General features: G+C 70.2%; 9 protein-coding genes. 3 read left to right on the top strand and 6 right to left on the bottom strand.

Annotated features, from left to right (window positions below):
* Positions 1–5: 5 nt before the first annotated feature.
* Genes ABDJ40_RS19190 through ABDJ40_RS19175 form a run of 4 tightly spaced genes read right to left on the bottom strand, consistent with a single transcriptional unit; the run spans position 6 to position 4,907 of the window.
* Positions 6–1,070, bottom strand: coding sequence for an ABC transporter permease (locus ABDJ40_RS19190; RefSeq protein WP_347612020.1), 1,065 nt, complete (start codon positions 1,068–1,070; stop codon positions 6–8).
* Positions 1,057–2,595 (bottom strand): ABC transporter ATP-binding protein, encoded by a 1,539-nt coding sequence (locus ABDJ40_RS19185; RefSeq protein WP_347612018.1) that lies wholly within the window; start codon positions 2,593–2,595, stop codon positions 1,057–1,059. Before ABDJ40_RS19185 ends, ABDJ40_RS19190 begins: the two co-directional genes overlap by 14 nt.
* Positions 2,596–2,619: 24 nt before the next feature.
* Entirely contained in the window at positions 2,620–3,936 is a 1,317-nt protein-coding gene (gene guaD / locus ABDJ40_RS19180; RefSeq protein WP_347612016.1) for a guanine deaminase, read from the bottom strand.
* Positions 3,937–3,956: 20 nt separating this feature from the next.
* Positions 3,957–4,907, bottom strand: coding sequence for a LysR family transcriptional regulator (locus ABDJ40_RS19175; RefSeq protein WP_347612014.1), 951 nt, complete (start codon positions 4,905–4,907; stop codon positions 3,957–3,959).
* 87 nt (positions 4,908–4,994) lie between these two features.
* Here ABDJ40_RS19175 and xdhA point away from each other — a divergent pair, with 87 nt between their 5' ends.
* Together xdhA and xdhB are read left to right on the top strand one after the other, a co-directional pair.
* Entirely contained in the window at positions 4,995–6,542 is a 1,548-nt protein-coding gene (gene xdhA / locus ABDJ40_RS19170; protein WP_347612013.1) for a xanthine dehydrogenase small subunit, read from the top strand.
* Entirely contained in the window at positions 6,539–8,875 is a 2,337-nt protein-coding gene (gene xdhB, locus ABDJ40_RS19165) for a xanthine dehydrogenase molybdopterin binding subunit (protein ID WP_347612010.1), read from the top strand. The genes xdhA and xdhB overlap by 4 nt, the downstream gene beginning before the upstream one ends.
* 113 nt (positions 8,876–8,988) lie before the next feature.
* On the opposite strand, the gene ABDJ40_RS19160 is transcribed toward xdhB, so the two are convergent.
* The gene (locus ABDJ40_RS19160; RefSeq protein WP_347612009.1) at positions 8,989–9,918 is read right to left on the bottom strand and encodes a PEP-CTERM sorting domain-containing protein; all 930 of its coding nucleotides are present in this window, start codon (positions 9,916–9,918) and stop codon (positions 8,989–8,991) included.
* 371 nt (positions 9,919–10,289) lie between these two features.
* Between ABDJ40_RS19160 and ABDJ40_RS19155 the strand changes: the two genes are divergently transcribed.
* Entirely contained in the window at positions 10,290–11,657 is a 1,368-nt protein-coding gene (locus tag ABDJ40_RS19155) for a tetratricopeptide repeat protein (RefSeq protein ID WP_347612007.1), read from the top strand.
* Between the two features lie 39 nt (positions 11,658–11,696).
* Here the strand turns inward: ABDJ40_RS19155 and ABDJ40_RS19150 are convergent, their stop codons facing one another.
* Positions 11,697–12,527 (bottom strand): HDOD domain-containing protein, encoded by an 831-nt coding sequence (locus tag ABDJ40_RS19150; RefSeq protein WP_269629911.1) that lies wholly within the window; start codon positions 12,525–12,527, stop codon positions 11,697–11,699.
* Positions 12,528–12,696: the final 169 nt, after the last annotated feature.

Raw genomic sequence — 12,696 nt, 5'->3', positions numbered from 1 at the left:
CGACCTCAGGCAGCCCGGCGCGCCCAGCGCACGCGGTAGTGGATCAGCGTGTCCGAGGCCAGCAGCGTGAACAGCAGCAGGCCCTGGAAGACGCCGGTGATGGACTTGGGCAGGCCCAGGCGCGACTGCGCCAGCTCGCCGCCGATGTAGAACATGCTCATCAGCAGGCCCGAGCCCACGATGCCCACCGGGTGCAGCCGTCCCACAAAGGCCACGATGATGGCCGCGAAGCCGTAGCCCGCCGGCACATGCGGTGTCAGCTGGCCCAGCGGCCCGGCCGCCTCCAGCGCCCCGGCAAGGCCCGCCATCCCGCCGGACAGCAGCAGCGCGGTCCACAGCGCCCGGCGCGAGGAGAAGCCCGCATAGCGCGCCGCCGCGGGGGCCAGGCCGCCGACCTGCAGCGCATAGCCCGCATAGCTGCGGAACATCAGCAGCCAGAAGCCCGCCACCGCGCCCAGGGCCACCAGTACGCCAATGTTGACGCGCCAGCCGCTGAACAGCCGCGGGATCTTGGTGGCCGCGGCGAAGGTGATGGTCTGCGGGAAGTTGTAGCCGTTGGGGTCTTTCCAGGGCCCGTAGACCAGGTAGCCCAGCAGCAGGTCCGCCACGTAGACCAGCATCAGGCTCACCAGGATTTCGTTGGCATTGAAGCGATCGCGCAACAGGGCCGTGATGGCCGCCCAGGCCATGCCGCCCAGCACGCCGGCCAAGAGGATCAGCACGACGATGCCGCGGCCCGTCTGCGCATCGGCCTGCATCGCGACCCAGCCCGCCGCCAGCGCGCCGACGATGAACTGACCCTCGGCCCCGATGTTCCAGACGTTGGAGCGGAAGCACAGGGCCAGGCCCAGGGCGATGAGGATCAGGGGCGTGGCCTTGAGACCCAGCTCGCTCCAGGCATAGGCGCTGCGGATGGGCTCCCAGAAGAACATCTGCAGGCCGCGCAGCGGGTCCTTGCCCAGGGCCAGGAAGATCAGCACGCCCAGAAGCGTGGTCAGGGCCAGGGCCAGCAGGGGCGAGGCCAGGGCCATCAGCCGCGAGGGCTCGGGGCGGGTCTCAAGCCGCAGCATGCGGAGCCTCCTTGGCGTCGGTCGCGTCCCAGAGGCCGGACATCCACGCCCCGATACGCTCCACCGTGGCCTGGGCCACCGGCATGCTGGGTGAGAGGCGTCCCTGGGCCATCACCACCAGGCGGTCACTGATCTCGAACAACTCGTCCAACTCCTCACTGAAGACCAGGAGCGCGCAGCCGGCGTCGCGCAGCTTGAGCAGCTCCCCACGGATCTGGGCCGCTGCGCCCACGTCCACGCCCCAGGTGGGCTGGGCGATGAGCAGCAGCTTGGGGGCCGCATCGATCTCGCGACCCACGATGAACTTCTGAAGATTGCCCCCCGAGAGGCTGCGGGCCGCAGCCCCCGAGCCGCCGCAGCGAACGCCGAAGCGGGCGATCAGCTCCTCGGCCAGGCGCCGGGCCTGGGCCTTGTGCAGCCAGCCGCCGGCCTTGACGGCCTCGGTGCGGGTCAGCAGGGTGTTGTCGGCCAGGGAAAGACTGGGCACGGCGCCGCGCCCCAATCGCTCCTCGGGCACGACATGCAGACCCAGCCTGCGGCGCTTGCGGCAGCTGGCCTGGGCGATGTCCGCCTCGAACAGCCGGATGCTGCCCCTGGGCGCCCGCGGGTCCTCGCCCGACAGCGCGGCCAGCAGCTCCTGCTGGCCATTGCCGCTGACACCGGCCACGCCCAGGATCTCGCCCGCGCGCAGCTCGAAGGCCAGGCCGCGCAGGGCGGTGCCGAAGGGGTTGTCGGTGGCCAGGTCCAGGCCCTGCACGCGCAGCACCGGGGCGCCCGGCTCGCCGCGGGCGGCCTGCAGGCGCGGCGGCTCGCTGCCGATCATGAGGCGGGACAGCGCGGCGTTGTCCACGGTGCGCGGGTCCACCTCGCCCGTGACCTTGCCGCCGCGCAGCACCGTGCAGTGCTGGCACAGGGCGCGGATTTCGTCGAGCTTGTGGCTGATGTAGAGGATGGCGCAGCCCTCGGCGGCCAGGCGGCGCAGCACCTCGAAGAGCTTCTGCACGGCCTGCGGCGTGAGCACGGAGGTGGGCTCGTCGAGGATCAGCAGGCGGGGATTCGTCAGCAGGGCCCGCACGATCTCCACCCGCTGACGCTCGCCCACTGACAGCGTGTGCACCGGCCGCTGCGGGTCGACCTCCAGCCCGTAGGCGGCGGACAGCTCGCGGATGCGCTGCGTCACCTCGGCCAGGCTGAGGCTCTTGTCCAGGCCCAGCCAGACGTTCTCGGCGGCGCTGAGGGTGTCGAACAGCGAGAAGTGCTGGTAGACCATGCTGATGCCGAGCTGCCGGGCCTGGGCCGGGCTTCTGACCTGCACCGGCTGCCCGTTCCACAGCAGCCGGCCCTCGTCGGGCTGCACGGCGCCGTAGATGATCTTCATCAGCGTGGACTTGCCCGCGCCGTTCTCGCCCAGCACGGCCTGGATCTGCCCGGGCATCACCCGCAGCGAGACGCCATCGTTGGCCTTGACGGCCGGGTACTGCTTGCTGATGCCTTGGAGTTCGAGTCGGGGGACGGGTTCGGCCATGGCGATCAGCAAGACTTCTGCGTTTCAGGGGTGGGGCAAGGGATCCGGACGCCGATGGCGCGCCACGCCGGCCACGAAGGCAGCGGCGAGGTTGCGCTCGTCGGACAGCGTCATCCAGGCAAAGACCTTCTCGTGCAGTTCGCGGGCCACCGCGAAGCGCGCCTCGGCCACCGGGCCGCGGGCCCAGTCCCAGATGCAGACGTCGGCCAGTGTACCCACGCCGAGGTGGCCGATCTCATGGGACAGCCCCAGGCCTTGCGCTGCGCCAAGCGTGGCCGCATGAAGCCCCGCCCAGGCGGTCATCCGCCGGCCTGCCAGGGCCTGCACCTTGTAGGCATCGCCCAGGCTGCGCTGGGTGGACAGCGACGTGCCCCCGCCCACGTCCGAGGCCACGCTGACGGCAAAGCCCGCCTCGCGGGCCGCGACCCAGTCGAACAGCCCGCTGCCCAGGAAGAGATTGGACGAAGGGCAGAAGGCCAGCTGCGCGCCGCGCTGCGCCAGCAGGGCCCGGTCCTGCGCGTCCAGCCAGATCCCGTGGGCCAGCACGGCGCGCTCGTGCAGGAGGCCGACGCGGTCGTAGACGTCGAGGTAGCTGCGCGCCTCGGGAAAGAGCTTCGCCACCCATTCGACCTCGGCGCGGTTCTCGGCCACATGGGTCTGCATGTACAGCGAGGCGTCCTGGCGGCAGAGATCGCCGGCCATGGCCAGCTGGGCGGGCGTGCTGGTGGGGGCGAAACGCACGGTGACGGCATAGCCCAGGCGGTCCTGGCCGTGGAAGCGGCGGATCAGGTCCTCGCAGTCGCGCCGGGCCTGGTCCACGTCGTCGCGCAGGCCATCCGGGGCATGGCGGTCCATCAGCACCTTGCCCGTCAGCAGGCGCATGCCACGCTGGCGGGCCGCCTCGAACAGCGTCTCGGCGGACACCTTGTGCACCGTGGGGAAGACCATCGCCGCGGTCGTGCCGTGAGCCAGCAGGGCATCGAGGAAGCGCTCGGCACCGCCGCGCGCCACGGCCGGGTCGGCATAGCGCTGCTCGGCGGGGAAGGTGTAGGTGTTGAGCCAGTCCAGCAGCTCGGCGCCGTAGCTGGCAATGACGTCCAGCTGCGGGCAGTGCACATGGGTGTCGATGAAGCCGGGCAGGATCAGGCGGCCGCGGTGGTCCTCGCGGGTCCAGCGGGCATCGGGGTCTTCGGCCTGGGCGCCCACGATGCGTCCGTCCTCGATCAGCAGCCAGTGGTCCGGGCGGAAGCGCACGGCCGGGTCGTCCAGCGCGCCCCAGGCAGGCGTGCCGGTGAAGTCCAGGAGGTCGCCGCGCAGGGCCAGGCGGGAGGAAGCGGTCACGGTCTCTTTCGTCATGGGTTTCAGGCGCGCGCCAGCTGGCGCGCGAGCTCGCGCACCTGCTCGCGCAGCCAGCGATGGGCGGGCGCCGCGTGGCCCAGCTCATGCCAGAGCTGGTAGTAGTTCAGAGGCGGGAAAGGCACGGGGCAGCGCAGGATCTTCACCGGCAGCTGGTCCACGAAGCGGCTGCAGAACTGGCGCCCCGTCGTCAGCACCAGCAGGCTCTGGGCCACCATCTGCGGCAGCTGCCCGAAATGGGCGCTGCGCACGGCGACGGAGCGGCTCAGGCCCAGGCTGGCCAGGTGCTGGTCCACGAACCCCGGCTGGGCCGCGGCAAAGGGCATGGGCGCGAGATGCTGGCAGGCGAGGTAGCGCTCCAAGGTCCAGCTGCGCGCAGGGGCCCGCGCCATGGGGTGGTCCTGGCTCATCAGCACCACCAGCTCGTCGCTGAAGAGGCGGCCCAGGTGCAGCTCCTCAGGCGGCTCGGGCCAGTTGCCGATGACGAGGTCCACCTCGCCGCGGGCCAGGGCGGCGCGGTAGTCGAAATCCGCAGAAAGCGCCTGCAGGTCCAGCTGCACACCCGGCGCCTCGCGCTGCAGGCGGGCCACCAGCTCGGGCAGGAAGAAGGGATCGAGGTAGTCGCTGGCGGCGATGCGGAAGCGCTGTCGGGCCGTGGCCGGCTCGAAGGCCTGCAGGCGCTGGCGCGGGCTGAAGATGCGCTCGGCCTCCAGCAGCAGGCGCGCGGCCGGCTCCTGCAGCGCCAGGGCCGTGGGCGTGGGCGCCATGCCCTGGCCGCTGCGCACCAGCAGCGGGTCGCCCGTGAGCGCGCGCAGACGCCGCAACTGGCCGGAAACGGCCGGTTGCGAGCTGCCGAGCCGCAGGGCGGCCCGGGAAACGCTGCGTTCGCTGATCAATGTGTGCAGGACCCGGATGAGCTGAAGCTCGATCTTGGCCAGTGCCGCCGCTTCCGCCATATTCGCTCGCTGATACCCACTATTTGAGTGAGCATATCCCGTCCGCGCGACCGCGCGCGTAAGGTGCGAGGCTGGAACAGGATTCTCATGAACACACGCCCCATCCGCTTCTTCTTCCGTGGCCAGATCCAGGAAGTGCGCTCGCTGCCCCCGACGACGAGCGTGCTGCGCTGGCTGCGCGAATCCGCCGACGCCTGCGGCAGCAAGGAAGGCTGCGCCGAGGGCGACTGCGGCGCCTGCACGGTACTGGTCGGCGAGCTCGACGCCCAGGAGCGCCTGCAGCTGCGCAACCTCAATGCCTGCATCCAGTTCCTGCCCATGCTGGACGGCAAGGCCCTCTTCACTGTGGAGGACCTGGGCTCCTCGCGCCAGCTCAATCCCGTGCAACAGGCCCTGGTGGACTGCCATGGCTCGCAATGCGGCTTCTGCACGCCGGGTTTCGCGATGACGCTGCAGGCCCTTTATGAATCGCATCAGGCGGCGGGCACGCGCCCCAGCCGCCAGCAGCTGGCCGACGGCCTGGCGGGCAATCTGTGCCGCTGCACGGGCTACCGCCCCATCCTGGACGCGGGCGAGCAGATGTTCGAGCGGCCTGTCCAGCGTCTCGACACCAGCGCGGCCGAAGCCGCGCTGCGCCAGCTGCGCGAGGACGCCCCGCTGGCCTACGAGGCCTTCGATCCCGCCCAGCAGGCGCCGCGCCAGTTCCTCGCGCCCCGCAGCCTGGAAGACCTGGCCGTGCTGCGCCAGCAGTGGCCGCAGTCGCGCCTGCTGGCCGGTGCCACCGACATCGGCCTGTGGGTCAACAAGCAGCACCGCGACGTGGGGACCTTGATCAGCACGCTGCAGGTGGCCGCCCTGCGCGAATGGCGCGCCGAGCCCTGGCATGACGGCCAGCCCGGCTTGTGGATAGGCGCGGCCGTGTCCCTGGAGGACGCCTGGACCGCGCTGGTGGACCGGGTCCCGGCCCTGCGCGAGCTATGGCTGCGCTTTGCCTCGCCGCCAGTGCGCCATGCGGGCACGCTGGGCGGCAACATCGCCAATGGCTCACCCATCGGCGACGGCGCGCCGGCCCTGATCGCCCTGGGCGCCGAGATCGTGCTGCGCCTGGGCGCCGCGCAGCGCCGCCTGCCCCTGCAGGACTTCTACCTCGACTACATGAAGAACGCCCTGCAGCCCGGCGAGTTCGTCGAGGCCCTGCACCTGCCCCTGCCCGGCGAGGACTGGCAGCTGCGCGGCTACAAGATCGCCAAGCGTTACGACAGCGACATCTCCGCCGTCTGCGCCGTGTTCGCGTTGCGCCTGGCGCAAGGCAAGGTCCGCGAGGCCCGCCTGGTCTATGGCGGCATGGCGGGCATCGTCAAGCGCGCCTCGCAGGCGGAAGCCGCCTTGCTGGACCAGGCCTGGGATGAGCACACGCTGCAGACAGCGGTGGCGGCCCTGCCCCAGGACTTCCAGCCCCTCAGCGATCTGCGAGCCTCTGCGGCGTATCGACTCCAGGTCGCCGGCAACCTGCTGCGGCGCTTCTGGCTGGAGACGCGCACCGACAGCCCCCTGCCCGCCGCGCGCAGCGGCCTCTGGTGGGCCACGCAGCTGGGGCGCGATGGCCAGCAGCCGGTGACCGGAGCTCAGCCATGAACAAGGCCTGCCCACCCCTCGCTGCGGAGACGCTCTCGCCCACCCCTGTCGCCGGCAGCAGCCGGCCGCATGAATCGGCGGCCCTGCACGTCAGCGGCGAGGCCCGCTACACCGACGACCTCCCGGAGTTGCGCGGCACCCTGCATGCCGCGCTGGGTCTGTCGCCCATCGCCCATGGCCGCTTGATCGGCGTGGACCGCGCCGCCCTGCTGGCCCTGCCCGGCGTCGTGGCCGTGCTCACCGCCGAGGACATCCCGGGCGAGAACAACTGCGGTCCGCTGCTGCATGACGACCCCATCCTGGCCGACGGCGAGCTGCGCTACCTCGGGCAGCCGGTGTTCGCCGTGATCGCGAGCGATCGGGACCTGGCCCGGCGTGCGGCCGCGCAGGCCGCCCGCTTCATCCAGTGCGAGGCCCGGCCGGCGCTGCTCACCGCGCTGGACGCCCATGCCGCCGGCCAGTACGTCGTGCCCCCCATGCACCTTCGGCGTGGCGATGCGGCGGCGGCGCTGGCATCGGCACCGCGTCGCTGGCAGGGCGAGTGGGCGGTGGGCGGCCAGGAGCAGTTCTACCTGGAAGGCCAGATCAGCTACGCGCTGCCTCAGGAAGACCAGGGCCTGCTGCTGCACTGCTCGACCCAGCACCCCTCGGAGATGCAGCAGCTGGTGGCTCACGCATTGAGCTGGGAGAGTCACCGAGTGCAGGTGCAATGCCGGCGCATGGGGGGTGGCTTTGGCGGCAAGGAATCGCAGTCGGCGCTCTTCGCCTGTGTGGCCGCCCTCGCGGCCCACCGGCTGCAGCGCCCCGTCAAGCTGCGCCTGGACCGTGACGACGACTTCCTCATCACCGGGCGGCGCCACGGCTTCGACTACCGCTGGGACGTGGGCTTCGACGCCGACGGCCGGCTGCTCGCCGCCGAGGTCGATCTCATTGCCAACTGCGGCCATTCAGCGGACCTCTCGGCGCCGGTGATGACGCGCGCCCTGTGCCACTTCGACAATGCCTACTGGCTGCCGCACGTGGCCCTGCACGGCTTCTGCGCCCGCACGAACACGCAGAGCAACACCGCCTTCCGCGGCTTCGGCGGGCCCCAGGGCGCGCTGGTCATGGAGGTGATCCTCGACGGCATCGCCCGACAGCTGGGACTGGACCCGGCCGTGGTCCGGCAGCGCAACTTCTACGCCGACGAAGGCGGGCGCAATGTCACGCCCTATGGCCAGGTGGTGGAGGACAACCTGCTGGAGCCGCTCAGCACGCAGCTGCTGCAGGACTGCGACTACGCGCAGCGCCGTGCCGAGATCGCCGATTTCAACGCCCGCAGCCCGGTGCTCAAGCGTGGCCTGGCGTTCACGCCGCTGAAGTTCGGCATTTCCTTCAACGTCGTCCATCTCAACCAGGCCGGCGCACTGGTACATGTGTACACCGATGGTTCGGTGCTAGTGAACCACGGCGGCACCGAGATGGGCCAGGGCCTCAACACCAAGGTCGCACAGGTGGTGGCCCAGACCCTGGGCCTGCCGCTGGCAGCCGTGCGCGCCACCGCGACCGACACCAGCAAGATCGCCAACACCTCGGCCACGGCCGCCTCGACCGGGGCCGACCTCAACGGCAAGGCGGCCCAGGACGCCGCGGGGCGCATCCGCCAGCGGCTGGAACCCCTGGCGGCCGAACTGCTGCAGGCGCCGGTCGATTCGCTGCGCTGGGCCGAGGGGCAGGTCCGGGTGGCCGGGCGCCCCGACGCCACCCTTCCCTTCGGCACGCTGGTGCAGCAGGCCTATCTGCGACGCATCCAGTTGTGGAGCGAAGGCTTCTATGCCACCCCCGGCTTGCACTGGAATCGCGAGACCCTGCAGGGGCGGCCCTTCTTCTACTTTGCCTTCGGCGCGGCCGTGGCCGAGGTCCTGGTCGACACGCTCACCGGCGAATCCCGGGTGCTGCGCGCCGATGTCCTGCATGACGTCGGCCAGTCACTGAACCCGGCGCTGGACATCGGCCAGGTCGAAGGCGCGTTCGTGCAGGGCCAGGGCTGGCTCACCACCGAGGAGCTGCGCTGGCATCCCCAGAGCGGCAAGCTGCTGACCCATGCGCCCAGCACCTACAAGATCCCCACGGCCAATGACATGCCGCTGGATTTCCGGGTGAAGCTCTTCGGGCGGCCCAATGGGGCCGACAGCATCCACCGCTCCAAGGCCGTGGGCGAGCCGCCGCTGCTGCTGCCCTTCGCCGTGCTTCTGGCCCTGCAGGATGCCGTGGCCAGCGTCAATCCCTCGGCGCCGCCCCTGCAGGCTCCGGCCACGGCAGAACGGGTCCTGCGGGCCCTGCAACCATTCTGAGCGCGGCAAGCTCAGCCGCCGCGAGCCGCCACGAAAAAACCCCGAGGCCTTGCGGCACTCGGGGTTCGATCTTGAGGACTTGACCTGCCGCGGCTGCGGCAGGTGTCAGGCCATTAGGCGCGACGGCGGCGACCGATCAGGCCAGCACCGATGGCGGCGATGCCCAGCAGAGCCAGGGAGCCGGGTTCCGGCACCAGGGACGGGGGCAGGCCCAGGCCAGCGAAGCCGTAGCCGTAGGCCGGGGCGAAGTCGCCGTCAGCCACGCTGTTGCCGGTGGTGTAGGAGTAGGCTTCCACGCCGACCGAACCCAGAGCGGCCTTCAGGCCACCCACGGAGCGCGAAGCGCCGATGAAGGTGTTGAAGGAGGTGGACTCGCCAGCGTTCAGGGCGCCGAAGCCGAAGACGAAGTAACCGCCCTTGTCACCCACCGAGTTCACCACATTGGTGTCGGACTCTTGAGCGCGGAACACCATCGGGTCCGGCACGGCGAAGGGGTTGGTGGAGGTGTGCAGCACCTTGCCGCCGGGGCCCGTGGGGGTGCCGCCGTAGACGGTGGTGTAGTTGCTGCCGAAGTAGCCCGGGGTCACGTCCCAGTCCAGGGTACGGGCATAGCGCACGTCGCTCAGGGAACCGGCGGTGGTGTTGGTCAGCACCACTTCGATCTTGAACAGCGAGCCGCCAGCGGCGTACGAGTACTTGTGGGTGACTTGCAGACCGTTGGACAGCATCACCACGGATTGGGCCGACAGGCCGGCACCGGAAGCGGTGGTGGTGGTGGTCAGTGCGGACACGACGCCCGTGCCACCCAGGCCGTACACGTAGCCCGAAGCGCCGCCAGCGGCAGCGCCCCAGCCTTCGCACAGGCAGCCCGGGGTGATGGCATCACCCGTGGGGCCGGACAGGCCGACGCCCATGGCGCCCAGGCCGCCGTTGTCGGCCACGCCCATCTTCAGAATGCCCGTGTCCAGCACGGTCGGTGCAGCTTGGGCTGCAAAGCTGCCTGCCACCAGGGCCAGACCAGCCAAAACCTTGTATGCCTTCATCTTGTTTCTCCGTTGAGTAGATTCGTTACAAGCCCCGCCGGTAACAAGGCCGGGCAGAGACTGCGCAGGACTCAATGCATATGCCGTGCCAACACCCCTTTGCTGTGCAGAATCAATAACTTGGAAAATCGTTTCCAAATGCTTCAGATTTTTCTGTCAAAGCACCCGACACCCCTAGGTTGATGGAGAAGACGTAACTGGCGGCATACTGGTATCCGACTGGAATCCTCATCGCGACTGCTTCGGCACCGCCCGGCCCTGCATTCAGGTGGGACGACAAAGTCAGGCGCTTGGGCTCCAATAGCGTTCCATCCCCTCCACCCCTCCTCAACTGGCAGGCCTGGACACGCCGGAGCCCGCCCATCGACGCCATGCAATTGCCCCGCCCCCATCGCCTCGTCATCGCATTGGCCCTCGCTCTGAGTCTGCCGACCTTCGCCAATCCTGTGGTCAACGAGACGGCGCACAAGAACCGCCTGGCGCAGCGCGAGGCCGGCGGTCAGCGTCCGCTGGGGGCAGACAGCGCCCTGCTGAGCCAGCACGAGGCCGAGGAAGCCTGGCGCAAGGGCAACCAGGCCCTGGACAAGGGCCAGTGGGCCGAGGCCGATGCCGCCTTCAACCTGGCCGCCAAGCTGGCCCCCAAGGCCTATGAGCCGCTCCTGGGCCTGGCGGACGTGCAGCTGCGCCGCTCCAATGTCGCCGCGGCAGAGAAGCTGGTGCAACGCGCCCTGGCCCTGGCGCCCAAGTCGGCCGAGGTCCTGACCACCGCAGGCCGGCTGGCCGCAGCCCAGGGCAAGGCGGCCGATGCGGAGCGTCAGTTCCAGCTTGCCGCCCGGTCGGATGCCAAGTACGCGCCGGCACAGCTCGACCTCGGCGAGCTGCAGCTCAGCCTGGGCAAGGCCAAGGAAGCTGCCGCCAGCTTCCGCATGGCCAGCCAGGCCGATCCCCTGCATCCCGCCGCTGCCTTCGGCCTGGGACGCGCCCTGGTGGCCCAACGGGACCTGGCCGGCGCGCTGAAGGCCTTCGAGCAGTGCAGCGGCCTCGCGCCCCGCAACCCCCTGCCCCTGCTGGCCGCCGCCGAAATCCATGCCGCCCAGCGCAGCTGGGACAAGGCCATCGAGCTGGCCCGCCAGGCAGAGTCCCTGGACCCCGCCCTGGCTCGCAGCAAGCTGCTCCTGCTGGACCTGCAGGCTGGCGCCGGGCGCTGGCCGGCCGCCCAGCAGGACTACGAGCGATTCGCCGCGCAGGGCAAGGGCGAGGACACCGCCGCGCTTCACCTCAAGTGGGGCAACCTGTTGGAAGGCCAGGGCAAGACCGCGGAAGCCATGGCGGCCTATCGCAAGGCCAGCGAGGCCGATCCGAAGCTGGCAGGCGCCTGGAACAACATGGCCTGGCTGGCCGCCCAGCAGCAGAAGGACCTCGGTCCGGCGCAGGAATGGGCTCGCAAGGCCGTGGAACTGGAACCGCGCAACTTCGGCTTCCTGGACACCCTGGCCGCCGTGCAGCTGGCCAGCGGCGACGCCGAGGCGGCGCTGCGCTCGATCCAGCAGGCCCAGAAGCTGGCACCGCAGCTGCCCTACCTGAAGTACCGCCAGGGCCTGGCCCTGGAGAAGCTGGGCCAGACGGCCCAGGCAGCGCAGGCCTACCAGGAGTCGCTCAAGTCGGGCGCGAAGTTCGACGGCGCCGAGGATGCGCGCAAGCGCCTGGCCGCGATGGGCAAGCCGGTCGGCAAGACCTGACCCCCTCGCCCGGTCAAGCCGGGCGGCGGGCAGGGGACCTCAGTGCAGCAGCAGGTCGGCGTCTGAGCTGAGGTCGCCGGCCGCCTCGAGCCGGGCGCGCAGATAGTCCAGGTCCAGATGGACATGGCCCACCAGCTCAGGCACGGCCGCGTTGAGGGCTTTGACCGGGTCCTCGTGCGCCTGCTGTGCATCAGCCAGCACCTCCGCCATGTGCAGGACAGCGGCCATCAGCGAGAAAGGCCGGATCTCCATCGGGGCGTTGGCATCCTTGAAGGCCTCGACCATGGCCGGCGGGAAATGCCAGTGCTGGGCCAGGGAGGCCGTCACGTCGGCATGGGTGCAGGCGAAGCGGTGCATTTCCAGCGAGAAGCGGCTGCCGGGTTCGGCGGCATGCTTCTCCACGTCAGCCACCTGGCCGGGATCCGACAGGGCCATCATCAACTGCCCGGTCCGCATCATGAGGCCCGCGAGATAGGTGGTGTCGGCATCCAGCTGCAGCATGCGGCCGAGGATGCGCGCATAGCCGGCGGTAGCCAGGCTGTGGCGCCAGAACAGGGTCCGGTCCAGGCCCGGCACCGAAGGGAAGGCACCGCACATGCAGGCGGCGAGCGACAGGTTGCGCAGGCTGTCCATGCCCAGCGCGGCCGCGGCGTCCTGCAGGGTGGCGATGGTGTGCGAGGGGCTGTAGCGCGCCGAGTTGGCCAGGCGCAGCACCTTGGCAGCCAGCGAGGCGTCCTTGGCCACCAGGTCGGCGATGGCACCGAGGCTGATGCGGTCGTCGTCGAAGCTGCGCAGCAGCCTGCTGGCGACCTCGGGCATGGTGGGCAGGGCGTTGTGGTTCGAGAAGAACTTTTCTGCGGCTGCAAGCACGGGGCGCTCCTTCCAGGACAGATGAGGTCTGGGTCAGACTGTCGATCCAGTCTAGATGAGCAGGTGCCGCGCAGGTATCGCCGGCGCACCACGCTTTTCCGCGCAGACGCTGTGAAATGTCACGCTTGAGGTGCGCTTGAATATGGCCCAGGCCGCGGAACCACCGGCC

It is taken from the genome of Roseateles flavus (assembly GCF_039872765.1).
GTDB classification, from domain to species: Bacteria; Pseudomonadota; Gammaproteobacteria; order Burkholderiales; family Burkholderiaceae_C; genus Roseateles_B; species Roseateles_B flavus.
Note: the sequence above shows the minus strand (reverse complement) of the source record. Positions and strands in the feature narration are given on the sequence as shown.

Bases quoted from the DNA above. Each gene is read 5' to 3' on its own strand.
- ABDJ40_RS19175 (WP_347612014.1), bottom strand. From the start codon at position 4,907: ATGGCGGAAGCGGCGGCACTGGCCAAGATCGAGCTTCAGCTCATCCGG.
- ABDJ40_RS19160 (WP_347612009.1), bottom strand. From the start codon at position 9,918: ATGAAGGCATACAAGGTTTTGGCTGGTCTGGCCCTGGTGGCAGGCAGC.
- xdhA (WP_347612013.1), top strand. From the start codon at position 4,995: ATGAACACACGCCCCATCCGCTTCTTCTTCCGTGGCCAGATCCAGGAA.
- ABDJ40_RS19190 (WP_347612020.1), bottom strand. From the start codon at position 1,070: ATGCTGCGGCTTGAGACCCGCCCCGAGCCCTCGCGGCTGATGGCCCTG.
- ABDJ40_RS19155 (WP_347612007.1), top strand. From the start codon at position 10,290: ATGCAATTGCCCCGCCCCCATCGCCTCGTCATCGCATTGGCCCTCGCT.
- xdhB (WP_347612010.1), top strand. From the start codon at position 6,539: ATGAACAAGGCCTGCCCACCCCTCGCTGCGGAGACGCTCTCGCCCACC.
- ABDJ40_RS19185 (WP_347612018.1), bottom strand. From the start codon at position 2,595: ATGGCCGAACCCGTCCCCCGACTCGAACTCCAAGGCATCAGCAAGCAG.